Origin of the sequence: Pseudomonas gingeri, assembly GCF_013386165.1 — a bacterium.
Taxonomy (GTDB): domain Bacteria; phylum Pseudomonadota; class Gammaproteobacteria; order Pseudomonadales; family Pseudomonadaceae; genus Aquipseudomonas; species Aquipseudomonas gingeri_C.
Genome location: NZ_JACAOS010000003.1, coordinates 352,343 through 374,761 on the forward strand (window position 1 = coordinate 352,343; position 22,419 = coordinate 374,761).

25 protein-coding genes and 2 pseudogenes are annotated in these 22,419 nt (G+C 56.9%); 16 read left to right on the forward strand and 11 right to left on the reverse strand.

Annotation, left to right across the window (positions count from 1 at the left end):
* A pseudogene (locus HX866_RS06125) lies at positions 1-270 on the reverse strand (hypothetical protein); the annotation flags it as partial.
* 222 nt (positions 271-492) lie between these two features.
* Positions 493-1,407, reverse strand: coding sequence for an AraC family transcriptional regulator (locus tag HX866_RS06130; protein ID WP_177138540.1), 915 nt, complete (start codon positions 1,405-1,407; stop codon positions 493-495).
* A 102-nt stretch (positions 1,408-1,509) separates the two neighbouring features.
* On the opposite strand from HX866_RS06130, the gene HX866_RS06135 reads away from it, so the two are divergent.
* On the forward strand, positions 1,510-2,241 hold the full coding sequence (locus HX866_RS06135) for an SDR family oxidoreductase (protein WP_177138542.1): 732 nt from the start codon (positions 1,510-1,512) through the stop codon (positions 2,239-2,241).
* A 10-nt stretch (positions 2,242-2,251) separates the two neighbouring features.
* Here HX866_RS06135 and HX866_RS06140 read toward each other — a convergent pair whose 3' ends face one another.
* On the reverse strand, positions 2,252-3,193 hold the full coding sequence (locus HX866_RS06140; protein WP_177138543.1) for a DMT family transporter: 942 nt from the start codon (positions 3,191-3,193) through the stop codon (positions 2,252-2,254).
* Between the two features lie 123 nt (positions 3,194-3,316).
* Here HX866_RS06140 and HX866_RS06145 point away from each other — a divergent pair, with 123 nt between their 5' ends.
* Positions 3,317-4,108 (forward strand): AraC family transcriptional regulator, encoded by a 792-nt coding sequence (locus tag HX866_RS06145; protein WP_177125955.1) that lies wholly within the window; start codon positions 3,317-3,319, stop codon positions 4,106-4,108.
* Positions 4,109-4,185: 77 nt separating this feature from the next.
* Entirely contained in the window at positions 4,186-5,295 is a 1,110-nt protein-coding gene (locus HX866_RS06150) for a hypothetical protein (protein WP_177125956.1), read from the forward strand.
* Between the two features lie 150 nt (positions 5,296-5,445).
* On the opposite strand, the gene HX866_RS06155 is transcribed toward HX866_RS06150, so the two are convergent.
* Positions 5,446-5,820 (reverse strand): cupin domain-containing protein, encoded by a 375-nt coding sequence (locus HX866_RS06155; protein ID WP_177138545.1) that lies wholly within the window; start codon positions 5,818-5,820, stop codon positions 5,446-5,448.
* Here HX866_RS06155 and HX866_RS06160 point away from each other — a divergent pair.
* The 4 genes from HX866_RS06160 to HX866_RS06175 all read left to right on the forward strand — a co-directional run bounded on the left by HX866_RS06160 (position 5,792) and on the right by HX866_RS06175 (position 9,801).
* On the forward strand, positions 5,792-6,802 hold the full coding sequence (locus HX866_RS06160; RefSeq protein ID WP_256344829.1) for a LysR family transcriptional regulator: 1,011 nt from the start codon (positions 5,792-5,794) through the stop codon (positions 6,800-6,802). The two genes, HX866_RS06155 and HX866_RS06160, sit on opposite strands and share 29 nt — an antisense overlap.
* 222 nt (positions 6,803-7,024) lie before the next feature.
* A complete protein-coding gene (locus tag HX866_RS06165) occupies positions 7,025-7,585 on the forward strand; it encodes a UDP-N-acetylglucosamine acyltransferase (protein ID WP_256344830.1) in 561 nt (186 codons plus the stop codon).
* Positions 7,586-7,904: 319 nt separating this feature from the next.
* The gene (locus HX866_RS06170) at positions 7,905-8,525 is read left to right on the forward strand and encodes an SLATT domain-containing protein (protein WP_177091897.1); all 621 of its coding nucleotides are present in this window, start codon (positions 7,905-7,907) and stop codon (positions 8,523-8,525) included.
* Positions 8,518-9,801, forward strand: a complete 1,284-nt coding sequence (locus HX866_RS06175) for an SMODS domain-containing nucleotidyltransferase (protein WP_177091898.1) — start codon at positions 8,518-8,520, stop codon at positions 9,799-9,801. The genes HX866_RS06170 and HX866_RS06175 overlap by 8 nt, the downstream gene beginning before the upstream one ends.
* Positions 9,802-10,256: 455 nt before the next feature.
* On the opposite strand, the gene HX866_RS06180 is transcribed toward HX866_RS06175, so the two are convergent.
* Positions 10,257-10,604, reverse strand: a complete 348-nt coding sequence (locus HX866_RS06180; protein ID WP_177091899.1) for a DUF6124 family protein — start codon at positions 10,602-10,604, stop codon at positions 10,257-10,259.
* 578 nt (positions 10,605-11,182) lie between these two features.
* Between HX866_RS06180 and HX866_RS06185 the strand changes: the two genes are divergently transcribed.
* Both HX866_RS06185 and HX866_RS06190 read left to right on the forward strand, forming a co-directional pair.
* The gene (locus tag HX866_RS06185; RefSeq protein WP_177138546.1) at positions 11,183-13,081 is read left to right on the forward strand and encodes an MAC/perforin domain-containing protein; all 1,899 of its coding nucleotides are present in this window, start codon (positions 11,183-11,185) and stop codon (positions 13,079-13,081) included.
* Between the two features lie 25 nt (positions 13,082-13,106).
* Positions 13,107-13,307 carry a hypothetical protein gene (locus tag HX866_RS06190; RefSeq protein ID WP_177125958.1) on the forward strand — a complete coding sequence of 67 codons (201 nt, stop codon included), beginning with the start codon at positions 13,107-13,109 and terminating at the stop codon, positions 13,305-13,307.
* A gap of 122 nt (positions 13,308-13,429) precedes the next feature.
* Here the strand turns inward: HX866_RS06190 and HX866_RS06195 are convergent, their stop codons facing one another.
* Positions 13,430-13,666 carry a hypothetical protein gene (locus HX866_RS06195; RefSeq protein ID WP_177091902.1) on the reverse strand — a complete coding sequence of 79 codons (237 nt, stop codon included), beginning with the start codon at positions 13,664-13,666 and terminating at the stop codon, positions 13,430-13,432.
* Positions 13,667-13,841: 175 nt separating this feature from the next.
* Here HX866_RS06195 and HX866_RS06200 point away from each other — a divergent pair, with 175 nt between their 5' ends.
* The gene (locus tag HX866_RS06200; protein WP_177102373.1) at positions 13,842-14,183 is read left to right on the forward strand and encodes a hypothetical protein; all 342 of its coding nucleotides are present in this window, start codon (positions 13,842-13,844) and stop codon (positions 14,181-14,183) included.
* Positions 14,184-14,388: 205 nt separating this feature from the next.
* On the forward strand, positions 14,389-15,069 hold the full coding sequence (locus tag HX866_RS06205; RefSeq protein WP_177125959.1) for a phytanoyl-CoA dioxygenase family protein: 681 nt from the start codon (positions 14,389-14,391) through the stop codon (positions 15,067-15,069).
* Positions 15,070-15,097: 28 nt separating this feature from the next.
* On the opposite strand, the gene HX866_RS34670 is transcribed toward HX866_RS06205, so the two are convergent.
* The 3 genes and pseudogenes from HX866_RS34670 to HX866_RS06215 form a co-directional block, all read right to left on the reverse strand.
* Positions 15,098-15,961, reverse strand: a complete 864-nt coding sequence (locus HX866_RS34670) for a methyl-accepting chemotaxis protein (RefSeq protein WP_371319237.1) — start codon at positions 15,959-15,961, stop codon at positions 15,098-15,100.
* Positions 15,956-16,717 (reverse strand): annotated as a pseudogene (locus HX866_RS34675) (MCP four helix bundle domain-containing protein); the annotation flags it as partial. The pseudogene HX866_RS34675 and the gene HX866_RS34670, both read right to left, overlap by 6 nt.
* A 180-nt stretch (positions 16,718-16,897) precedes the next feature.
* Entirely contained in the window at positions 16,898-17,338 is a 441-nt protein-coding gene (locus HX866_RS06215; RefSeq protein WP_177138548.1) for a rhodanese-like domain-containing protein, read from the reverse strand.
* A gap of 95 nt (positions 17,339-17,433) precedes the next feature.
* Between HX866_RS06215 and ftrA the strand changes: the two genes are divergently transcribed.
* On the forward strand, positions 17,434-18,408 hold the full coding sequence (gene ftrA, locus HX866_RS06220; RefSeq protein WP_177092132.1) for a transcriptional regulator FtrA: 975 nt from the start codon (positions 17,434-17,436) through the stop codon (positions 18,406-18,408).
* Positions 18,409-18,417: 9 nt separating this feature from the next.
* Here ftrA and HX866_RS06225 read toward each other — a convergent pair whose 3' ends face one another.
* A complete protein-coding gene (locus HX866_RS06225; RefSeq protein ID WP_256344831.1) occupies positions 18,418-19,113 on the reverse strand; it encodes a tRNA (adenine(22)-N(1))-methyltransferase in 696 nt (231 codons plus the stop codon).
* 129 nt (positions 19,114-19,242) lie between these two features.
* Between HX866_RS06225 and HX866_RS06230 the strand changes: the two genes are divergently transcribed.
* A complete protein-coding gene (locus HX866_RS06230; protein ID WP_177091907.1) occupies positions 19,243-19,404 on the forward strand; it encodes a DUF2986 domain-containing protein in 162 nt (53 codons plus the stop codon).
* 39 nt (positions 19,405-19,443) lie between these two features.
* Entirely contained in the window at positions 19,444-19,935 is a 492-nt protein-coding gene (locus HX866_RS06235; RefSeq protein WP_177091908.1) for a hypothetical protein, read from the forward strand.
* A gap of 39 nt (positions 19,936-19,974) precedes the next feature.
* Here the strand turns inward: HX866_RS06235 and HX866_RS06240 are convergent, their stop codons facing one another.
* On the reverse strand, positions 19,975-21,099 hold the full coding sequence (locus HX866_RS06240) for a saccharopine dehydrogenase family protein (RefSeq protein WP_371319221.1): 1,125 nt from the start codon (positions 21,097-21,099) through the stop codon (positions 19,975-19,977).
* Between the two features lie 131 nt (positions 21,100-21,230).
* Between HX866_RS06240 and HX866_RS06245 the strand changes: the two genes are divergently transcribed.
* Together HX866_RS06245 and HX866_RS06250 are read left to right on the forward strand one after the other, a co-directional pair.
* A complete protein-coding gene (locus HX866_RS06245; RefSeq protein ID WP_177091910.1) occupies positions 21,231-21,665 on the forward strand; it encodes a nuclear transport factor 2 family protein in 435 nt (144 codons plus the stop codon).
* A gap of 171 nt (positions 21,666-21,836) precedes the next feature.
* Positions 21,837-22,418, forward strand: coding sequence for a TetR/AcrR family transcriptional regulator (locus HX866_RS06250; protein WP_177091911.1), 582 nt, complete (start codon positions 21,837-21,839; stop codon positions 22,416-22,418).
* Position 22,419: the final 1 nt, after the last annotated feature.

Genomic DNA, 22,419 nt, shown 5'->3' on the forward strand with positions numbered 1-22,419 from the left:
GCTCTGTTTTTCCATTGCGCAGCGAAATTCGTTGCCTTGCTCTCTGATTTCGGCGCGAAGCTCGTTGCCTTGCTCCTTGAATTCAGCGCGAAGCTCGTTTCCCTGATTAGCCATGGCTAGGGCAAGGGCGCCTATCTGCTCACCTTGAGCTTTGACCGAGTCGCAGAGGTCTTTGATCGAGCCTCGCAGCTCTCGACCCAAATCGACGGTTTTTTGAATCAGTTGTTTCTCTGTGCGTATCAGAGCGGATTTCGATGCCAGGTTTTGCACTCCGACCTCCCAAGCCTCTACGTGGCCCTGTTTTTTTCGGTGGTACGCCGATGGCTGAAAACGCGTCAGACACCACCGTTGATCGACTGATGATGTCTCTTTCTCAATGGGCTGAGATAGCCAGTCTCTTCCGGGCTAAATGTAGGAAATAACGTCGCTTGCTGCGCGTAGATACACGTGGGTGGTCCATAGCCGAGGAGTGAAGTTTCAGGTGTGGCTCGCTCAGCCAGCCATGACTGGATCCGCCTCGTTCTGCGCATAACGCGTCGGCGACAGTCCGACATGGCGGGTGAAGGCGACGCTGAACGCGCTCGCGGAGCTATACCCAACGCGCTGTGCAATTTCCGCCAGGCCGCCTTCCTTGCGGCGCAGCAGATTCTTGGCCAAGGCCATGCGCCAAGTCAGCAAATAGGCCATCGGTGCTGTGCCCAGCGCGCGATTGAATCGCTCGAAGAAGGCCGAACGGGAGAGGGCGGCCTCTTTCGCCAATTGCGCAACCGTCCACGATCGGGTCGGGCTTTCGTGCATGCGTCTGATCGCCACGGCGAGGCGCTCATCGGCAAGCCCACGCAGTAGGCCCGGCGAGGTGGCGGGCCCCAGCGTGGATCGGAGGGCTTCGATCAGCAGCACCTCCAACAGGTGGGCCAGGATCACCTCCCGCGCCGGTCGCTGCGCGCGCGCCTCTTCGCCCACCAGTTGAACAAGGGTGGCGAGTCTTCTCTCGCCACGAACATGGACGAACTGCGGAAGGAGCGATACCAGCAAGGCAGCGTCCGGCGAGCCGAAGACACAGTGGCCCACCAGTAACAGCACTTCATGGGCACCGCCTTGCACACCCAGCCGAAACTCGCCGTGGAGCAGCGCGACGGGTGCTGTCTCAACCTCCTCGGGCGGCGGTTCAATACTCGACATCGCAAAGCCGGGCGAGGAGGGAATCAAGACGAAGTCACCTTCCTGGAGGTCGATCGGCTCGCGCCCCTCAACCGTGAGGCGGGACGAACCTTCGAGGAGCACGCAGTAGAAAGGCTGCCCGGCTTCCGATCGGCGAACACGCCAGCGACCCGCACCGCTGACGACTTTCGAGAACGGCGCGCACGGCTGGAGCAGGCTGACGACTTCCGCCAAGGGATCAATCATGGGCAGGACTCTTGCGAATGGAATATGGACTTTCGAGTGTAGCAAGTCCGGTAACGGGGCCGTATCGTTTCTGTACCAGCCATTACCTGCAGGAAGTCATTGATGAAAACCGTTCTGATAACAGGGTGCTCGTCCGGTTTCGGCCTTGAAACCGCCCGATACTTTCTCGAGCGCGATTGGAAGGTCATCGCCACCATGCGCACGCCTCGCGAGGATGTATTGCCGCGTTCCGAGCATCTGCGTGTACTGGCGCTCGACGTGACCGACCCCCATAGCATCCGTCAGGCAATCGAGGCCGCAGGCCCCATCGATGTGCTGGTCAATAATGCCGGGATTGGCATGTTGGGGGCCCTTGAAGGCACGCCGATGGAGACCGCACGGAGTGTTTTCGAGACCAACACCCTTGGCACGATAGCGATGACCCAGGCGGTGCTGCCTCAGTTCCGGCAGCGCAAGGCCGGCACGGTGGTGAACGTCACGTCGAGCGTGACCTTGAAGTCCCTCGCGCTGCTTTCCGTGTACACCGCGAGCAAGGCGGCGATCAATGCGTTCACCGAGTCGCTGGCCCTGGAGCTTCAGCCGTTCAATATCCGTGTGAGTCTGGTACTCCCGGGCCGGGCGCCTGAAACGCGCTTCGGTGAAAACGCACAGGCGCGAATACTCATCCCCGAGGCCTATGCCGATCTGGCGCAGAGCGTCTTCGCACAATGGGCCCAGTCGTCTGAGGTCACTTTGTCGCGTGATGTGGCCGAAGCCGTCTGGCGTGCAGCCACCGACCCGGCAGCGCCGCTTCGCATGGTTGCCGGAGCGGACGCTTTGGCGTTGGTCGAATGAGCCAGGACTCCTAGGAGGACTGCTGATTTGCGAGCACGCGCAGGCGCGTGCTCTTTCCCAGAAGATCATGGCCGCTGACCACTCCAATGCCGATCAGGACCAGTATCGAGCCGATAACGAATGATGCCTCCAACGTTTCGCCCAGTAACCAGACGCCGAACGCCACACCAAACAAAGGGGTGAGGAGTGAGAGCACGCCGAGGCGCGACCCGAGATAGCGGCCCAGCAGCCAAAACCAAGCCATAAGGCTCAAGAACGAAAAGATGACGGTTTGGAAGGCCAGGCTTGCAAGTGCAGTCATCGACACGTGCATATGGTTTTGCCCCGTCGCCCAAGCCATCAGGCCCAAGATCACAAAAGCTACGACCAGTTGGTAGAAAAGCGTCAATGGCGCGGGTGCATTCGTGAGTCGCGAGCAGCGTATGGTCAGCGTGGTCGCCCCCCAGGCGATCGCCGCCAACAAACCCAGCGCATCGCCAAAACGTTGGGCGCTCGCCGACGCACCTGTTGCCCCGGGTCCATAAAAAGCCAGCGTGATGCCGGCAAACGCGATCAGAATACCCACCCATTGCACAAGGGCGAGTCGCTCACTGGCGAATCGAAAGTGCAGGCCGATGGCTGCAAAAATCGGAGCGGTGTAGAGGAAGATCACCATATGAGCGGCGGACGTGTAGCCCAGCCCTTCAGAGACAGCGATGTACTCGATTGCAAAAAGCACCCCGACGATTGTTCCGCCTCGCCAGGTGTCGATGCTGCACTGCACCCGATATCGACGCAGCAACAAGAGCAGGCCCACCATGACCGCGGCGATACCGGAGCGCAGGGCAATTTGAAACAGCGGCACCACATCCTGCGCCGCGACCTTGATCGCTACCTGCTGAAGGCCCCAAATGGCACAGATCACGATCATCATCACCACGGCTTGATGATCAATAGGCTGACGATTATCCATCGCATGCTACCCCGAACGAATGTATGGGGGCAGTCTGCGGTCGGCGGAACTGTCGGATATAGCGTCAAAACGACAAGCGATAGCGCATAATAGTCATTCGATTTCAACCACGCGGCCACCTCCATGAACAAGCCTGCCGTGCACCTGATCATCGCGCCGTTCACGAGTGAGATCCCGGCGCCCATCTATTTTCGAACCGCCCAGATACCAGCCTCCGCCACCTATCCAACGCACCGACATCCCTGGGGCGAGTTTGTGTATTCATTCAGTGGTGTCATGGAGATCAAGCTGTCGGACAAGCATTTTATTGCGCCTCCGCACTACGGCGTATGGCTGCCACCCAACGCCGAACACTGGGCTCTCAATCGCCAGGAAGCCTGTCATTGTTCGCTCTATATCGCTGAACCCCTGTGCGAACAGTTGCCTGAGAGTGCCTGTGCGCTGACGATTACGCCCTTGATACGCGCGCTGCTGGATGAGCTGCGGGCATCTCCCCCAGCGCTGGCTCAAACGGAAGAGGACAGTCGTCTGCTGTACGTCTTGTTGGACCGGCTGAACAAAACGTCTCGAGAGGGCAGCTACCTACCTGGCTCCAATGACCCCATTCTGTCTCCCATCCTTGAGCGCCTGGAGCAGAACCCCGCCGACGACCGCTCTCTGGGGGATTGGGCCCGGCTGGTCAACGCGACAGAGCGCACGCTGCTGCGGCGCTGTCAGCGTGATCTGGGAATGTCGCTGGCGCAGTGGAAACAACGCTTGAAAGTGATGCGCTCACTCGAACTGCTGCGCCATGGCGCTACCGTCGAAGCGATAGCCTTCGATCTCGGCTACAACAGTTCCTCTTCGTTTATAAGCATGTTTCGCAAGTTGACGGGGGAAACGCCCCATGAGTATCGCCGGGAAAAGCTGAATTGAGTGGGTCTGGCCAATGTTTAAAATGATATCGTTTGAGCAGGGCACCAGGCCGAAACCCGTCACGGAAGATTGACCATATGATGCAGGATGTCGAGAACATAACCCGACAGTCAAATAACTCGGTGAGCTGTCCGGCTTCGGTGTTGGGCATGGCGAAAGAGACGTCGAGATCTCTGCTCACGCTGATCTTTTTTTGGGGCGCAATATCTGTATCAACCGCCTCCCAGGCGCAAACAGCGCTTCAAGGTGTTTGGCAAGGTCAGTTGGGTAGTAGCGCCATCACCGCCTGTTTCAACCCCCAAGCTAATGGTGATGGCGGTAGTTATTACTACAACCGCCATCGGGTTCCGATCCCGCTGTCCGCTACCTCAGTGCCTGGCGCATGGAATGAGCACACCGAAGATGGCCAGTCGACGGGCACCTGGAACATTGATACGTCAAGTGACGCCGCAATTAAGGGCACCTGGCATTCTCCGAAGGACGCTACAGCACTGCCTATTGTGCTTCAGCGGGTAGAGCCTTCAGAAGCCAGCAAGGACTGTGGTAGTGACGCGTATGTCAATTCGCTGGAAGCGACCAATGGCATGACTACCATTGAGAAAGGTTCAACGAATGGACATGCCTATACCGTCGCTACCAAGGCTGGTCAGAAGACTCTCAGCGTGGTGGGAAATAACGACTCGGCGACTCGCAAGATAAACAAGGCAATCGCCAAAATTGCCTATGACCCTAAGGGTGTTGAAACCTTCAACCGCGAACGACGTGAGTCGTTGACTGATTTTGCTAAGCCTTTCACCAGCGAGATATCGGTAAAACCGACGTATTGGACTACTCACTGGGTGACAGTACAGTTTTATCATTGGGAAAAGGGCTATGGTCGAAGTGGAATCAGTTGGACCTACCATACCTGGAATCTGGATACCGGTGATGAGGTAGACCCCTGGAGCTGGATCGGTTCCCAGGAAAAATTGAATGCATGGTTAAAGGCGCACACGGAGCTTGGTCCTGAATGTGCCGATAGCGAGCATGGTCCGCTTGAGCTGACATTTGATGCCAAGGGAATCAATCTGGCGGAAGCCGCTACAGGTCGTGACTGTGATCTGGATTACTCGTTGTCCTGGCTGGACGTGAAGCCGATGTTGTCGGCAAAAGGTAAGGCCGCGTACGACAGTCTTCAGGATAAATAGTATGTCTGACTGATGATTGTCGGTTGGCCCTCATCAGTCAGCACTTGCGGAGCACAACCGGTGTCGTTAAACGGTTGCCCATTTATGCGACAGCCTGCATGGCTTCCTGAACACGGGCGTTGAGGCTGATGGTGGTGGGAGAGGGCTTCATCATGCGAGTTGTGTCTCGATAGGAACGCTTCTGGAAGTGATCTCATCGCCGGTATGTAGCGTCGTGAGGGTTTCAATCAACACGATGCCACACTCGTCGTCAGCCACCGGGTTATGCCTGACCCCCTTGGGTATGACATAAAATTCGCCGGCCTTGAGGATCACCTCTCGGTGCTCCAACTGAATCTTCAAGGTGCCATAGACCACCATGAACATTTCATCTTCGTCGGCATGGGCATGCCAGAGCAGTTCACCTTTGAGCTTGGCCACCTTGATGTACTGATCGTTGACGCGGCCGATGACTTGCGGCGACCAGTGTTGGGTCACGTTGTCCAGGGCGGCTTCGATGTTGATGGGGCTGTTGGCGATGATCATTGTTCGGGCTCCGTCAGTGTGGGCAGGGCAAAGTACATTGGCCAGTCGACGGGGGATATCGAATGTCTATAATGCGGGCATTAGGGTTCGTAATGGTTCGGCAATGCCCAGAATTCGCACTATTGATCTCACTCTCCTGCGGACATTTGTCGGCGTGGCGGAAGCGGGCAGCATCAGCGCGGCTGCCCGGCGTTTGCATATCACTCAAGGCGGCATAAGCCAGCAGATCAAACGCCTGGAAGCTTTTTTCGATTGCGTGCTGGTGGAGCGTGATGTCCGTGGCAGTCGCTTGACTGAGCGGGGCGCGGGATTACTGCCCCATGCTCGGCGTCTGCTCGGTCTCAACGATCAGTTGTGTGAGGAAATGCTCGGCGCGACGACTCCGAAAAAAGTGCGGCTGGGCGTGCCTTATGACATGGCCGGGGCGCATTTCGCGCCGGTTCTCAAGACCTACGCGCAACGCTATCCAGAGGTAGAAGTGAGTCTTGTCACGGGCTCGTCGGTGGACCTGATGCAGGATTACGCTAAGGGCCTTGTTGATCTGACGATCAACCAATGCCCGGCCCGTGACGCCGTGGGTGAGTATCTGGCTGTGGAGGCCTTGGTCTGGGTGGGCGGTTCAGGCGAACTGTTTCGCCAGCGACCCTTGCCTCTCTGTTTTGTCACGCCGACCTGCACATTCCGCAGCACGGCATTTTCATTGTTGAGCGAGGCGGGTATCAGTTGGAGGGTCGTTTTCGAAAACGCCTCGGCGGAGGCGACGCTTTCAACCGTGCGCAGCGAGCTGGCCCTGACGCCGTGGTTGCGCTCGCTGGTGCCTGATGATTTGCATGAGCTTGGAAGCGAATCCGGGTTGCCCCTGTTGCCGGACTTTGCAATCCAACTGAGGGTGGCCGAAGGCGCGGATCCAGCCGTTGTGGATATGGCCGAGGTGATTCGTGAACATTACCTCAGGCTCAACAGGAACGGCCTGCCTCACTGAAAGAGCTGCTGGGTTAAGGGGATTTTGTAGGAGCGAGCTTGCTCGCGATGGACCTGAGAGCACCGCATTCGCCCAGCAAACGCTGCGTTAACGTTCATCGCGAGCAAGCTCGCTCCTACAATGGCCCGTTTCGCTTAGCTGACTGGCATTAGGCCGTCGGCTAACTTTGACATTATGTGTTACAGCTTTGTTCTACTTCAGCCCCATATCCTGTGATATTAAATGGCCGCATTCATCTCATGGAAGAGCGCCAGAATGCACGCAAGGATTGCCATCGGAGCATTGCTGATCACCTTACTGGCGGGGTGCTCCTCTGCACCACCACTGAATTTCTCAGTCCAGGACGTTTCCCCCTCGACCCACAAGCTTGATGCGGACCTTCGCGCGGTTTCCGTCTCCTATGCGGCCCCGAACGAGCAGACCGGAGAGGTTCCCTCGAATGGGGAAGCCATTCCCGAGCTTTGGGAGAGAGCGGTCGTCGAGGCCATCAACAAAAGCTCAATGTTCGACGACGAGTCGACAAAGAAAGTGAATCTCTTCGTCAAAATCCAGGAACTGGATCCCCCGATGGGTGGGGCGACCATGGTCACTGATACTTCTGCAAAATATCTGCTGGTGAATCGGAAAACGGGTGAAACCTTGCTCGAAGAAACGATTACCAATAAGGGCGTTGTTTCTCCGGGATATGCATTTTCAGGCGCTGTCCGTGCTAAAGAGTCCATTAATCGTGCCGTGCAAAACAATATTCAAGAATTTTTGAAAAGACTAGATGCTCGGAGGTAGCCTGGCATGAAGAGGCAGGTGATGAGGTGCGGTTTGTGATGGCCGAAGATGTTCAGTTAACACTCGCCAAAAGGTGGGCGCTCATTGACAGTCTGGAACGGTCCAATGCTGCTGTTGTTAACAGGCTGCAATCGGCCAGAAGTAGCTCCTCGCTCGCTTTTCCGCTCCCCCAGACTATCCCAGTTCAAATCAGGATTAACATAACGTTCACAAGCTTTTCTATCGCAGTGGCTGATGCGCGCTGCGGAGCAGGAATAAAGAGCCGGCTCATCGGCACTGCGGTTGGCGAAGCCATAGAGATTGCGTTTAGAGGTTCACAATGGATCAGCAGATTGCGCTGCGAATGATCGCGGAAAAGGCGTACGACGTCGGGTACTCCGCCAAACTTCATTTCTCCACCTATGACATCGTAGAGAAAGCACCTGGGTGGATCGGCATGATCTCACTCATTATCGGTGTCCTTTCTCTTTACATCGACGTTTTGGCCGCCAAGCACGTCTCGGCACTTATCACGGTGGTCGGGATTTGCAGCTTGTACATCACGTATTACTCAGAAACGAAGGGACAATATTTTCAAGCGGGTACCACGCTGACTGAGCTATTCGATCGGTTGAAGCTGCTGCATGCTCAATGCGAGTCTGCTACTGGGTTTACTCCTGCGCATCAGCATGAGCTAGATCTCATTACCGATACGTTCAGAAAAAAGTGTCTGACCAAGCACATCCTGTTTTCTGGATGGCTCGCGCACAAAAAATTTTTTTGGGATCAGCAGGTTGGCTGGATCGATGAGTACAGGAAATTCTCTCTACTGAGGGACAAGATCCCTTTCTCGTTCTACGCAGTGATCGCCGCAATCTCGATAGCCATAATCGCGACGCTGTGTCTCAGTTCATGCCACGAATTTGTCGTAGCACTGCAAAGGATTTGCACCCATGAGTAAAGAGCTTTTCGAACAGTTCCGAAAGAACCTGGCGGTCAAGAATGCGGATGAGATTTCCAAGAGTTACCGCCAGATCACAGAAAAGCTCAACGGCAAATATTACGACAGTGAATCTACCACCCAGCACTGCCGTCAAGTAGGCTCGTACGGGCGCCACACGGCTGTGCATGGTGTGAGCGACCTAGACATGGCTTTTGTACTGCCTTGGGCAGTATATGACCGGTTTCAGAAGTACGAGAACAACAAGCAATCGTCGCTACTTGGTGAGATTCGCTTGGCACTCAAGGAGCGCTTTCCTAACCATACTGTGCGAGCTCAGCAGCAGGTGGTGTCGATCGATTTCTCGGGGTATGTCGTCGAGGTCTTGCCCGTATTCGAACACGTTGACGGAAGCTACACCTACCCGGATGCCAACGACGGAGGCAACTGGAAGCCCTGCAATCCGGTCGCAGAAATCGATGAGATCAATCGGTTGAATCAGGACAAGAACCACAACCTCAAGCGGCTTTGCAAAATGGTACGTGCGTGGAAAAATGACCACGGCGTGCCCATGAAAGGGATGCTCATTGACACCCTGTGTTACCAGTTTCTCAAAAGCACAACGGACTACAACGAGGAGTCGTATTCCGCATATGGAGATATGTCCCGAGATTTCTTTGCGTATCTGGTGGACATTGATGAGGATAAAGAGCAATGGAGAGCGCCGGGTAGCGGTTCGATCGTAGGCAAATCTGGTCGATTCCACCCTAAAGCCAAAAAAGCTCTGCGGCGATTGCAAGAGGCCCTGGACGATTCCGACGTTGCCCATGAAAGGTGGAGCACTGTTTTCGGTGAGCATTTCCCTGAGTACGTCGAGCAAGAGAAACAACAAGCGATCACCGAGGGTCGGGTCAAGAACACTGAGCAGTTCATCGGCCAAAAATTTAGCCTCGACATCCAATACAACCTGCGCATCGAATGTAGTATCAAGGATGAGGGCGACCGGCTTCGCAATCTCATGTCTAGGGTGATGACCTACAGAGTTCCGAAGGAGCGCGAGCTGACCTTTTGGGTAGCTGAAACGGATGTTCCTGCTCCGTACAAGATCTACTGGAAGGTGAAAAACGTAGGCCCTGAAGCGATCACACGGGATATGATCAGGGGAGATATAAAGATGGACACTGGGCCGCATCAGATCATCGAGCGATCAAGCTTTCAGGGCGATCATTATGTGGAATGTTTCGCGGTTAAAGAAAACGTCTGCGTCGCCCGCGGTCGAATCGTTGTCCCGATTTGAGTTTCAAGGAAAGACTCAACGTTCGGCGTCGCGCCGTGGCTTAAAGATATAAGCGCAAAATGTAGACTGGAGATCAAGACGCTGGAATGTTGGTTATTGGCAGACTTTGTTGAAAGGGTTGGTCCTTCCAAACAGCTTGCATACTGACCGTTGAAAACGCTTTTTTTGCGCGAGGCTATGCGAAATATGAGCTTGGAATCCTCAGCTTAAAGTAAAAAATTCAATCTCAATCGCGTATTTTTGACGTAGAAGCCATGACCGATTTTTTCAACAGAATCGGCCGATGCAGCTATTGGTATGAAATTAATGGCTCCTAGGGAACGTTCTGAGCGGGAAACAAAGCGTTCATTACTCGCAGAGTTAGCACTGAATTTCAACGTTTCCGAACAACCGAAGATCCGAATCGCAATCAACAAAACGGGAAGCCAGGCTTCCCGTTTATCCTCAGAACACTGTCAGCCGCTGACGCCGACTGTCTGCCCATCCAACACCGAGTCCATTCTCAGTTGTGCCAGCTCTATCAGATGCACCACACCCATCGCCACCTTACGGTTCGAACCGGTTTGGTTGTCGGCGTGCTCATAGGCTGTGGCCGCAGCGGATTGCAGAATCGAGTAGACGTTGACCAAGACGTCCTCCTGATTCCTAGGGTCAGGCAGATGACCATGCAGCACAGTGTTTTGGATGGGTTTCGAGCCAGCCTCCGGGCCAAGGTTGTAGTGAGACAACGCTCGGTCGACGATACGAGGATCGATGGTTTCTACGTTGGGTGTTGCAGGTGGATTGGGGGTTACTTTGAACATTGATGCGCTCCTGGGTAGTGGAGCCATCACTCATCGCTACCAAACGATTGGGTGGTGGCTGTACGCAGGTTGGTAGACCGGGACTCCAGGAACCCAGCGCGCTCGAGAGCGCCCTACGCACAGCCGCCATAACACATACAGGGCGGGCATGAAAAAAGCGCTCGCGTGTATGGAGATGAGCGCTCTATGCGCCTGGAAGTCAGTCGGGCTACCAAACCCGATCACTGATGAGCAGTGACAGATCCAAGCCTAGCCGCCAGATCAGGCGCAAACAAGCGGTCAGGATTTTCTAGGAAATTTCAGTCAAGGGAAAGAGAGATCTCTTTCAATTTCGCTGGGGCCTTCGCTAAAGCCACGTATTCACCACCCGCCGATTACGCGACCCTCGCCCCCTCCGCGCAGCGCTGTGGCTCGCTCATTGCTCATCGTTGCGCCTGATACCGAACTGATACTTAACTGATACCACCGTGGCCTGTCGCCATGAGCGCTGCCGCCCCATATTGGCTCCACCCGATAAGGCCAAGACCCAATTGCATCACGTCATTATCGATTAACCCAGTATCGGGCAGGAGCACACCATGAAGGACGAAATGGCTACAACAAGCGTCAGCCAATCCGCGGATTACAATAAGCTCAATGGCGACCTCGGCCATGGTCGAAACCGCCTCAGCGCAGCCCGGGCCCCGGATGAACGCGTATTTGACCCTGCATCCTCCACGGGCATCACGCGAAACAGGGAGACACGACGCGAAGATTACTCATCATTCTTCAGATCGATTCTGGATTATCGCCACACAACAAAGGCCGAATTCAATCTGTCTGGCAGCTATGGTGAATTCTCTGCGGAATTTCACCTCAACTTTGAAAAGAAATATACCTCCCATCAAGACAACACGGCCGCTGTACGGATTCGGCGCGTCGTCTTCGGCAGTGCGAAGCTCGATGGGGTCGAGGCCGCAGTGCTCTCGTCCAAATTCAACGCAGAAGTTGCCAGCTTGCCTACGGAGTTCAAACACGGAGAAGCGCATAAATTCTATCGGTTCTTCGACATGTTCGGGACCGATGTGGTGACCTCGATCACTCTGGGCGGCAATCTGTACTTCCAGGCGCTGGTGCAGAAGTCCAAAGTGACGGACCTCGAAAAAATCAAGATCGAACTGGAAGCCGAGTACGGCCTCTTCTTCAAGGCTGACGGTTCGCTCGAGGATACGGTCGAGCGCAAGGAGTACAGGGAGAGCCGCGACGCCTCGGTCACCACTGAGGGTGGCGACAACGACATCTTCTCCAGTGCTATCTTCACGGAGCCGAAGAAGTATGACGTCAAGACGAACAATTGGGTCGCTTCCGTCGAGGAAAAGCCGGTCGTCGTGGGGCGCGAATTCAAGCCGGTCTACGCCTTTATTGCCGACAGCAAGCGGCGCATCGCGGCGCAGACAGCCTTGGATCACTACATGGGCCGCTATCTGAGCGTCCATTCGACCTGGCACTACAGCAGCCTCACCGTCGGCAACACGATACGGCGAGAGCTGGCTGCCAGTGCCGTCGGCAGGCCGGGTATCAAGGTGCGCGTGATTGACCGCAAAACGTTGGAGGGACGGGAAGAGCATTTCGCGGCCCCCGCTATCGGTAGCGCCGTGTCTGACATCAACCAGTTCTGGAATGCGTTCAAGTCCGGTGTCGAGTCCATGGGACTTGAGCACGCCATCGTACTGCTGGCGACGGAATTCTGGCCGCGGGAAAGTCGCTACAGTCCGCCGGATCACATCATCGCTTTCCTGAAGAATAAATGCGGCGGCTCGGAGGCGACACTGCATCGCTGGCGCGATGATTCCCTTCGCTGCGTGCCGTGCCCCTATGCCGGCGTCAGTTATGGGCTGATCGGCTACGGCAACGGCACCTCCCAGGACAAGGGGGGCGATGTCTACGTGATCGGCTTCGGTGATCCGGAGCGGACGCCGCGGCCGGAGCTTGAGATTTTTGCCGACCTCTATACCACTGAAGACGGTACGGCGAAGTTCGTTTGCAATGACATCTTCAAGGGGCAAGCCATCCCCTTGCTGAAGTTCCGCAGCGAGCATTGGAATACATGGCAGATCGCCGTCGATCCCCATGTGCCGGAGCGCATCATACTGGAAGACGATAGTGCGGGCGATGCTGCCAAGGCGCTGTGGTATGCGCAGCCGGCGGGGCCAAAATACGGCATGCACCCCTTCTATTTGATCAACGCCCAGACCTGCGGTGTTCTGCAATGGGACAGCGGCGGCGCGGCTCGGGAAACGGAAGCTGTGCTGCGGCCCTTCGCCCCGAATCTCGACATCAACCTCTGGGACCTGCGCTACCCGTATATTTTGTGCCTGTCTTACCAACCGAATTGGGACCTGCGTGCCTTTGAAAATCGGCGCGTAAAAGTGGCGTCGTACCATGGCCGGGACACAGAACTGCGCTGGTCGCCAACTAACGTCAGTCGTGTGCTCTGAACCCTATTTGAAAAGGAGTATTAAAATGCCTAAGGGATACCAGTCGTTTCTGCAGAAATCGACCCGCATTACCTACTGCAGCAAAGAGAAATATGCCAATCACGACCTCTCTGCGGTATGGGTCGCCGATGCATTGAAGCACTTTAAAATCGAGGCCTCGGACACCAAGGACTACAAATACCCTCTCGACAGCCAACCTGCTCGAGCGACGATCTGGCCGGGCTGACTGCAAGCGTTCCAGGCATCATGAGGGACAGGGCCGGCCAGCCACTTCGTCGACGGACGGGGATGTAAGGAACCGGCTCTTGGTGGCTAATGCCAGTCAGCTTAACTGACTGGTATTGGCCGCTAAAGCCACGTATTCACTACTCGCCGATCCAGCTCCTCCCAATCCGCCATACCCAGCACTCGCGTGGTGTTCAACCCGCGCAAATAGCCACGCAACTGATTGGCGGTGGCTTGGACAAACTCCGGGTCGGTCGCGTTTTCGTCCAGCAGCACGGTTTCGTACTGGATCAGGTAGTCGGCCACCCGCTCACGGAAATCGGGCAAAACGGCGTCGCGGATCAGGTCAAACGTTCTCAAGGCGATCTCCTCATCAATTTTTTTCTCGTTGTGATTGGGCGTGTATCTGCCTGCACGGTGAGCAACTATTGCTAGACGTAATACTCACCATCAAGAAATGCAAGTTCTACTTTGTGGGCAATAGCCGGAGAATCGCCCCCATCGAACACCCCCGCTTATTTTCAGGAAGAGATTGATGCGCCCTTTATTTGTGACGGCCATGGCGTTTGGCTCTTTGTTGCTCGCCGGCTGCGCTTCCGCGCCGAACGACCCGACCCTGACCTTGCAGACCAGCAAGACCCCAGCCGAATACGCCGAATGCGTCATTCCGAAACTGCAGCGTAGCGAGTTGAACCCGACCGTCTCGCAAACCCAGCGCAGCTACCGGATCGTGGTGACGAGCAAAATCTCGGCGGACAACGTGCTGGAAGCCCACAAGGCTGGAACCGGCGGCAAGATATTCGTCTACGAGCGGCACTTGCTGGCCTCCAACTTGCTGCCTTCGAGTTTTGAACGCGCCGCACAGGATTGCATCTGAGCGTCCCCGGCTCGTAAACACGTTTCATCGCGCTCCTTTGGTTGGCCGCAACCTACTCATTTCTCGCCCCGCACCGCATTCGGTTGCGGGGCTTTTTTTGTTTGCGAATAAACAACCGCTTGCCTAGGATTCAGTGGCCAATGCTTTTGTCTGGCGCCGGGCTGTTCTGCAACGCGCATGGGTACTAAAGGGAATTGAAGACGCCATGATTGACCGCGAGCAACTCCATCGAGAGGGTTATGTGCTGCTCCGTCGAGCGATCCCGACTGAATGGTTGGATGACCTTCGCGCCGTGTTCGATGCGGGTGTGAAACCGTCGGACCAATGGCCTGTGCCCCGTGGCATGGACTGTCGCCATTCGCTGCTGGACCTTGATTCCAGGATTCAGGCCGTGTGTCGTCTGCCGCAGGTGCTGGCGGTGGCGGGGGCGTTGATTGGGGAACGCTTCTTCCTCTCGCAGGTGGAGGGGCGCGAGCCCGTTGCCGGTGGCGGTCATCAGCTGCTGCACCGCGACTTGTCGGCCCAACGCCCCGGCGACATGGTGGGGGCGCTGGCTTATTTCGACGATTATGGCCCCGAGAATGGCGCGACACGTATCGTCCCCGCCAGCCATCGCCCTGAGCCGGGAGAGCCGCCATTCGATTTCAGTGACGAGTCCCGATCTGTGCAGCTTTCAGGCTCCGCGGGTGACATCCTGGTCTTTGATGTCGATCTCGTGCACGCGGGCAGTCGGAACTTGATCGGTGCACGCCGCCGCTCCATCCTGATGAGCTATTTCTCGGAACCGCTCTATGCGTCCCATCTGGAAACAGTGGGCCTGCGAAATATCCGGATGGACACGACCGATCGGTTCGATCCCCCGGACTTCGCCTTGGCGGCTGGATAGCCTGACGTGTCGGCGCTACAAAAACGCGTCACACCACGAAACGGTTCACCAACTGATTGAGATTGACCGCCAGTTTGGACATTTCATTGCAGGCGCTGGCTGTTTGGTTCGCGCCGGCAGAGCTCTGTGCTGCAAGCTCGCGGATACTGATGAGGTTGCGGTCGACCTCACGCGCAACGTGCGCCTGCTCTTCAGAGGCGGTCGCGATCAAGAGGTTACGTTCGTTGATCTGAGTCATAGCGCTGGCAATTTGATCCAGCGAGCTACTGGCTTCTTGAGCCACGTCGAGGGATTCGGTCGCCAACTCTCTGCTGGTATTCATGGCTTCTACGGCGTGCTCGGATTCGCTCTGAATAGCGACAATCATCTGTTCAATCTCTTGGGTCGATTGCTGGGTGCGGTGGGCCAACGCCCTTACCTCGTCAGCCACCACCGCAAAACCACGCCCCTGTTCACCGGCCCGTGCGGCTTCAATCGCGGCGTTCAACGCCAGAAGGTTGGTCTGTTGGGCGATCGCTTGAATCACTTCGACGACTTTATTGATGCTCTGGGCCCGGTTGGACAAGCCTTGAATCTGGTCACTCGTGTTTTCAACATTACCGCTCAGCTTTTGAATGGATTTCAATGTCTGGGCCACGCGCTCCAGGCCAACCTCGGTAAAGCCTTGGGTACGCCTTGACTCCTCGGACGCAGACTCCGCGTTTCGAGCGACCTCATCAACCGCCGCGCTCATCTCGGTGACGGCCGTAGCGGCTTGATTGACTTCATCGTTCTGCGCAACAAGGCCTCGACTGGATTCCTCCGTGACCGCCGTCATCTCCTCGGCAGCGGAGGCCAGTTGGGTGGAGGAGTCGGAGATCTGCAAAATGGTGTTGCGAAGGTTTTTCTGCATCTGTGCGAGGGCTTTCAACAGCCGCCCGGCTTCATCGGTCCCGCTCACCCGGACTTCTTTTGAGAGGTCGCTACTGGCGATGCGTTCAGCGACGGACAGGGCATCGCTGATAGGGGAGGTGATGCTCTTGGTCAGAATGATTGCCAGCCCGACAGTCAGCGTCACGACACCGGCAATAAGGCCGACCACGAGCCAAAGCCCGCTGGAGTAGAGGTCGGTTGCATTTCGACCCGCCAGTGCCGCGCCTTGATTGTTGATCTCGGTCAGGTCTTTGATCTGCCCCTCCATCAGGGAGGTGATAGGTCGGATGCTTGTCACATTCAGACTGGCTATCGAGGGCAAGTCTGCACGCTTCATGATCGGTTCGAGAATATCCAGCTGTTTGGAATAGGCATCGGCGGAAGCCTTGACCTTCAGATACAGCGCACGCTCCTGATCGCTGGCAACGAGAGGCTCATAGTTCGCCACGGCATTCATGAAGTCCTTCCGGAAGCCCGGGAAGGTTTCAACGGTTTTTTGAATGGCTTCGGGGTCAGCAATGGCGCGCTGGACTTCGAGTCTTAGCCGCATCACCCCGGCGTTCATCAACGCCGTTTGTCGGACGCTGGGCATCCAATTGGTTTCGACATCCTTTTCCGACTCTCGCAGCTTGCCCATCTGCACCACCGCGACTGCGCCGAGGACAAAAACCAATGTGATGATTAACGCGAAAAACAGCGCCGCACGTGGGGCTACATTGAGATTTCTAAGGCGCATATCGGCTTCCTGATTTCCGTGGGAATAGTTGACTTGTCCTTGAGGCTAGCGACTTAAAGTTGTGAGCTTTAAGCACATTGAGTCTAGCGGGTGGTCAGAAAATCGGAGAAAGCGCGATGTATGGTCGTTCGCCCACGGGGTGTGGGCGATCAAGGTGATGGAGTGAGGACGCCCCAGGCCTCAGCAGGCGCACGAAACGCTATGAGCAAGGGCGTTTGCCGGAGAATCGGTACCCACCAAGGACAGCCCTTCGTCGAGCCAGCCGGTGACGCCTCCGATCATTTCTTTTACCCCGTAGCCCAGACCGGCCAGGCGTATCGCGGCCCGGTGAACCCCGTTGCAATGAGGGCCGGCGCAATAGACCACGAACAAGGTGTCGAGGGGAAAGTCGGCCATGCGCTCGGCGGTGATGTCACGGCTGGGAATATTGCTTGCGCCAGGCACATGCCCTGCAAGGTAAGCCTCATGGCTTCTGACATCCACGAGGACATAGTCAATTTCACCCCGTTCCTGGCTGTAGTGGACGTCCGAACAGTCGGTCTCGAATGCCAGGCGTCGGCTGAAGTGGAGCAGGGCGGCAGAGGGCGTTGCGGCAGGTGTTTCGCTGATAAGGCTGGTCATGATGATCACTCGGTGATGGAGAGTGGCCCCATTGTAGGAATCCGCCGGATACCGCTACAGTGGCGCACCAGACATCGACCGGTAATTTTCCGCCAATGTATCAAGACCCAGGATTAGTGGCTGTGCTGGCTTACGACGGCTTGTGTACCTTCGAATTTGGCATTGCTGTGGAAATTTTCGGGTTGCCGCGCCCGGAGTTTGATTTTCCGTGGTACAGCCACCGTATCGTTGCTGTCGATGAGGGGCCGATGCGTGCACTCGGCGGCATGCAGGTTGTAGCGGATGCGGGCCTTGAACTGCTGGCTGCGGCTCGAACCATCATCGTACCGGGCTGGCGTAATCGCGAGGAGCGGCCACCGCAGGCGCTTCTGGACGCATTGCGTGCGGCTCATGATCGCGGGGCGCGATTGCTGTCGATCTGCTCTGGCGTATTCGTGCTGGCCGCCACGGGTCTGCTGGACGGCAAGCGCGCCACGACGCACTGGCGATACACCAGCGAACTATCAGCTCGCTTTCCCGACATTGAAGTCGACCCCGACGTCCTTTACGTGGACAGCGGCCAGCTCATTACCTCTGCCGGCAGCGCCGCCGGTATTGATGCGTGCCTGCATCTGGTCAGCCGGGACTTTGGCACGCAGGTGGCCAATGCCGTCGCCCGGCGGCTGGTCATGGCGCCGCAGCGCTCGGGAGGGCAGGCACAGTTTATCCCCGCCCCTGTCGCGCAAGCACCGCGCGACGCCCTGGCGCCCGTCATGGAATGGGCGCTGAAACACGCGGGTGAACCTTTGTCGGTCAAACAACTGGCGGCCAAGGCGCTGATGAGTGAACGAACCTTTCTACGGCGTTTCAGCGATGCAACCGGCATGACGCCTAAGGCCTGGTTGCAGCAGGCACGCATGACCTTGGCGCGTGAGCTATTGGAAAGCAGCCTGCTGAGCAACGAGCAGGTTTCAGAGCGGTGTGGCTTCGCCTCTGTTGAAAGCTTTCGTGTGGCATTTCGCAAGGCAACGGGGGTGGCACCGAGTTTTTATCGTGAACGCTTTGGCGATCGGGGCGGGGCGAGGGCGTGATGATCAGGCTCAAGCCAGTAGTTCGGTGATCCATCGCGCCTGCTGGGCGACGTCCTGGATCTTTTCCTCGGGCACTGCCTGGCGCGCATGGGCGAAGCTGGTCAGGGTCTTCTGCTTCTGGCGCAGCATGCGTTGCCACTTGTCCAGGAACGCCGGGCTGCGTGCCTGCATCTGCAGTGGGCCGAAGTACAGTTCCTCGGCGGTGTAGGTCACCGGCTCGGCGCGCTCGGCGACGATGATTTCGTAGTAGAAGCGGTTTTCCCGCAGCAATTCTTCGCAAAGGATGCAGTAGCCATTTTCCATCAGCCATTGGCGCAGGGGTTGTTCGCCGCCATTGGGCTGCAGGATCAGGCGCTCCTGGCCGCTCAGGTGCGTCTTGCCGCTGTCGAGGATGTCGCGGATCGTCTCGCCGCCCATGCCGCAGATACTGATTGCCGTGATCCCGTCTTCCGGCTCGATCGCCGCCAGGCCATTGGCCAGGCGCACGGTGATCCGCTGGTCCAGGCCGTTCTCGCGCACGGTGCGTTCGGCCGAGTGGAAGGGCGTCAATGCGACCTCGCCGGCCACCGCCGTCGCGATGGCGCCACGACGCATCAGGGCCACCGGCAGGTAGCCGTGGTCCGAGCCGATATCGGCCAGGTGCGCGCCGGCCGGCACATGCGCGGCCACGCGCTCCAGGCGCATGGACAATGTCTGCTCGTTCAACTGCCGCCCCTTTTCACCACGAACGTCCGGCACCTTGGGCCGAATCGGGGCGCGACTCTATCGGGCAACGCTGCGCATTTCAATATTCAAGCTGATATCATTCAGGCCTTTGCAAGGTTGAGTAGAAAAATGAATCGTCGTAAAAAAATAAACCAGTTACTGAAAGCCAACGCCAAAAAGGCGAGTGCCAAATTAGCACCGGTAAAAAAAGACAAATACATTAGTAAAGCGGATCGATTGAAACTGGCTGCTGAAGCCAGTCAGGACTCAGGCATTCCCTCTGATAACTGATCTCTATATCGCGCCTTGATTTCTCTCAGGCAGTAGCCAATGAAATTTCTAGATCGAGTCGCTGACCCTCATGAAGAGGTTGAGTTTTACCTTCAGGGCCGGGGCCTTGTGCTTAGCGTCGTTCTATTTCTCGTGCCGCTTTATTTTGTTTTTTATCCGAGCCATTGGATTCTGTTTTTTCACTGGTCATGGTCGTCGGCATTCTGCGCTGTTGTGGTGCTATCTATTATTTTACACAATGTCAAATGGTCGCCTATTTATGCAGGTCCCGTCCTTGTGCTCGACGCCGAAGGCGTGTCCGGCCGTGGAGGGTTCGTTGATCCAAGCTGGACAATTTCCTGGGACCAAATAGAAAAATTCGACTGTGGACGAAACGGACTCATTCTTTACAAGAAACATATGAAGGTTTGGGAAGTCCCCCTTCACCAGGGCGGCGTTGGCGGGCGACAGCTGGTGCGGGCTTTAACTAAACGGCTTGATGCCTATGCTTTAAGTAAGAGTCTCCCCCAAGAGGACGCGTCAAAGGGTTGATCGTCAGTATTCACCCATTCAGCGCGTCTTCGAGTTGCTTCATTGCGGCGCCTCGACAATGGCAGACGTGAATTGCCAACGCTGGAATTCAACCTCGAACTCTTCCAGTTGCAGCAACCCCATGCACGGAAATGCGCCCGTCAGATGAAGCTCGTTCTTCGCCAACTTGCAGGCGAGCAACACCGTTGCCATGCACGGAATTTCCGGCCCGTGTCCACCCGGGGCGGTTAACTGCCAACTCAAACAACCCGGTTTGTCCCCCTCAAGCAGCCCGCGCACTTGAACCATCATGGCGCCCCTGTCGCTGCCGAACCGATCAAGCACCGTCGTGGACACGGCCTCCAATTGAGCCGCCCAGCGATCGATCGGCAACGGCAGCCCCAGCCGACGCAGGGCGGCTGCCAGCCAGAGGCCGATATGCTCGATCCGCAGTTCCAGCGCTGCATGGAATTCGACATCCCTGACACCCGGGTATCGGGCAGGAAACAGGGCGAGGTCCGGAACATCGCACGCCGCGCCCCAACGTGGACCCAGGCCTGTGAATCTGAAGTTGCGGATGTCCTGCCAACCGTATTGTTTGCGCCAGGCGCCGCCATTCCAGCGGGCAAATGCCAGCCCGGCATAACCAAAAACCGCCTTGATGGTGGCGATGCCACGCGGGGCCTGTTGGCCTGGCGCTATGACGGTGCTGATGCTATCCACACGGGTAAATGACCTGACCAGGTGATCGACCACGGCGGACGATAATCCGGGCACGCTGCTGGCGCCCGAGATGGCCAGCACCCCGGCTGCTTTTGCCTGGGCGTCCAGATTGGCGGCGAAGTTCTCGACAAAGTCTCGACCGTCCGCGAGGTCCAGGTAGTGTGCTCCGATAGCGCAAGCCGCTTTTGCGACGGCGTAGTCCTGGCCCTGAAAGGGACCCGCACAGTGGATGAGCAAACCCGGCGAAGCCTCGGCGAGGCGAGCTTCAAAATCAGCGGCAGTGATATCCAGGGACAAGGTGGCGACGGTCTGTCCGTTGCCAAATGTATGGAAGCCCCCGCCGGTACTGCGGCTGGCGGCGATCACCGTCAAACCTGGCTCCTGCGCGAGGCGTTGGCATATCCGCGCTCCGAAATTGCCTAAACCACCTATTACGATGACGCGCATGACTATCCTTGGCATAAGCTCTCAGCTGCTAGGGTATAAGGCTGACCTGCACAGTTCAATGGAGGCGATGTCCGCCGCCAAACCTCAATACTGATTGCTGAGCGTCGAACGCAATCCAGAACAATAACGATACCGAGGAACGCAAGATGTCCGAACTCAAACTTCACCCGCAAGCCGCTGCCTCACTGCAACACTGGCATGAGATGGTCGCGCGCGGCGACCTGGCCGCGTTGCCCGAACTGTTGGCGGCGGATGTGGTGTTCCACTCGCCCATGGCCCATCACCCATACCCTGGGGCGATGGTGGTCGCGACCATCCTCGGTACGGTCATCAAGGTCTTCGAGAACTTTGTCTATCATCGTGAACTGGTCACGGCTGATGGTTGCAGTGTGGTGCTGGAGTTCAGCGCCGAGGTGGCGGGGCGCCAACTCAAGGGCATCGACATGATCCGTTTCGATGGGGCAGGCAAGATTGTCGAGTTCGAAGTCATGGTCCGCCCCATGAGCGGGTTGCAGGCATTGGGTGAGGAAATGGGGCGACGCCTGGCACCCTACCTGGCGGCCGCGAAGGCCCAGGGCTGAAGCTCGCTTGAGGGGAGCGCGCCGGTGCTCCCCAACACCTGGGCGGGCGCAGAGGCGGATCGGCACGTTTTCTCTTATCCCGAATCAGCGCAATGGCGCAGATCACGCTTATAATGACGCCGTTGAAATACCAGTTAGACGACTGGTCTAATTTTGGATATCCTGCACGCCATGAAAGCCCGCTACGATGACACTCGCCAACACTTGCTCGATACCGGCCACCGGATGATGGCGGTCAAAGGCTTCACCGGTGTTGGCCTCAACGAAATCCTGCAGACGGCGGGTGTGCCCAAGGGCTCGTTCTATCACTACTTCAAGTCCAAGGAGCAGTATGGCCAGTCGCTGCTGGAAGACTACTTCCGCGGCTACCTGGTGGACATGGAGCAACGCTTTACCGCGCCGGGCAACGCCCGCGAACGCCTTATGGGCTATTGGCAGAAGTGGCTGGACAGCTATTGCGAGCCCAGCAATGAACACAAATGCCTGGTCGTGAAGTTGAGCGCCGAAGTGGCGGACCTCTCCGAACCGATGCGCATCACCCTGCGTGATGGCTCCGATCGGATCATCGAGCGCCTCACTGACTGCATCGAACAGGGGCAGCGTGACGCTTCACTGCCGTCGGGCAATGCCCATCTCACGGCGACGGCGCTCTATCAGTTGTGGCTGGGCGCCAGCCTGCTGAGCAAGCTGCATCGCAATGGCCGTTCAATGGAAAATGCCATGGTCACGACCAAGACTCTGCTGGGCGTCTGAT

Excerpts from the sequence above, each read along its gene's own strand:
- ftrA (WP_177092132.1), top strand. The coding sequence starts at position 17,434 with ATGTATCAAGACCCAGGATTAGTGGCTGTGCTGGCTTACGACGGCTTG.
- HX866_RS06155 (WP_177138545.1), bottom strand. The coding sequence starts at position 5,820 with ATGATCATCGCCAACAGCCCCATCAACATCGAAGCCGCCCTGGACAAC.
- HX866_RS06170 (WP_177091897.1), top strand. The coding sequence starts at position 7,905 with ATGGATCAGCAGATTGCGCTGCGAATGATCGCGGAAAAGGCGTACGAC.
- HX866_RS06205 (WP_177125959.1), top strand. The coding sequence starts at position 14,389 with ATGATTGACCGCGAGCAACTCCATCGAGAGGGTTATGTGCTGCTCCGT.
- HX866_RS06150 (WP_177125956.1), top strand. The coding sequence starts at position 4,186 with ATGATGCAGGATGTCGAGAACATAACCCGACAGTCAAATAACTCGGTG.
- HX866_RS06200 (WP_177102373.1), top strand. The coding sequence starts at position 13,842 with ATGCGCCCTTTATTTGTGACGGCCATGGCGTTTGGCTCTTTGTTGCTC.
- HX866_RS06190 (WP_177125958.1), top strand. The coding sequence starts at position 13,107 with ATGCCTAAGGGATACCAGTCGTTTCTGCAGAAATCGACCCGCATTACC.
- HX866_RS06130 (WP_177138540.1), bottom strand. The coding sequence starts at position 1,407 with ATGATTGATCCCTTGGCGGAAGTCGTCAGCCTGCTCCAGCCGTGCGCG.
- HX866_RS06245 (WP_177091910.1), top strand. The coding sequence starts at position 21,231 with ATGTCCGAACTCAAACTTCACCCGCAAGCCGCTGCCTCACTGCAACAC.
- HX866_RS06160 (WP_256344829.1), top strand. The coding sequence starts at position 5,792 with ATGTTGATGGGGCTGTTGGCGATGATCATTGTTCGGGCTCCGTCAGTG.
- HX866_RS06185 (WP_177138546.1), top strand. The coding sequence starts at position 11,183 with ATGAAGGACGAAATGGCTACAACAAGCGTCAGCCAATCCGCGGATTAC.
- HX866_RS06215 (WP_177138548.1), bottom strand. The coding sequence starts at position 17,338 with ATGACCAGCCTTATCAGCGAAACACCTGCCGCAACGCCCTCTGCCGCC.
- HX866_RS06175 (WP_177091898.1), top strand. The coding sequence starts at position 8,518 with ATGAGTAAAGAGCTTTTCGAACAGTTCCGAAAGAACCTGGCGGTCAAG.
- HX866_RS06240 (WP_371319221.1), bottom strand. The coding sequence starts at position 21,099 with ATGCCAAGGATAGTCATGCGCGTCATCGTAATAGGTGGTTTAGGCAAT.
- HX866_RS06145 (WP_177125955.1), top strand. The coding sequence starts at position 3,317 with ATGAACAAGCCTGCCGTGCACCTGATCATCGCGCCGTTCACGAGTGAG.
- HX866_RS06140 (WP_177138543.1), bottom strand. The coding sequence starts at position 3,193 with ATGGATAATCGTCAGCCTATTGATCATCAAGCCGTGGTGATGATGATC.
- HX866_RS06250 (WP_177091911.1), top strand. The coding sequence starts at position 21,837 with ATGAAAGCCCGCTACGATGACACTCGCCAACACTTGCTCGATACCGGC.
- HX866_RS06235 (WP_177091908.1), top strand. The coding sequence starts at position 19,444 with ATGAAATTTCTAGATCGAGTCGCTGACCCTCATGAAGAGGTTGAGTTT.
- HX866_RS06230 (WP_177091907.1), top strand. The coding sequence starts at position 19,243 with ATGAATCGTCGTAAAAAAATAAACCAGTTACTGAAAGCCAACGCCAAA.
- HX866_RS06135 (WP_177138542.1), top strand. The coding sequence starts at position 1,510 with ATGAAAACCGTTCTGATAACAGGGTGCTCGTCCGGTTTCGGCCTTGAA.
- HX866_RS06165 (WP_256344830.1), top strand. The coding sequence starts at position 7,025 with ATGGCCGCATTCATCTCATGGAAGAGCGCCAGAATGCACGCAAGGATT.
- HX866_RS34670 (WP_371319237.1), bottom strand. The coding sequence starts at position 15,961 with ATGCAGAAAAACCTTCGCAACACCATTTTGCAGATCTCCGACTCCTCC.
- HX866_RS06180 (WP_177091899.1), bottom strand. The coding sequence starts at position 10,604 with ATGTTCAAAGTAACCCCCAATCCACCTGCAACACCCAACGTAGAAACC.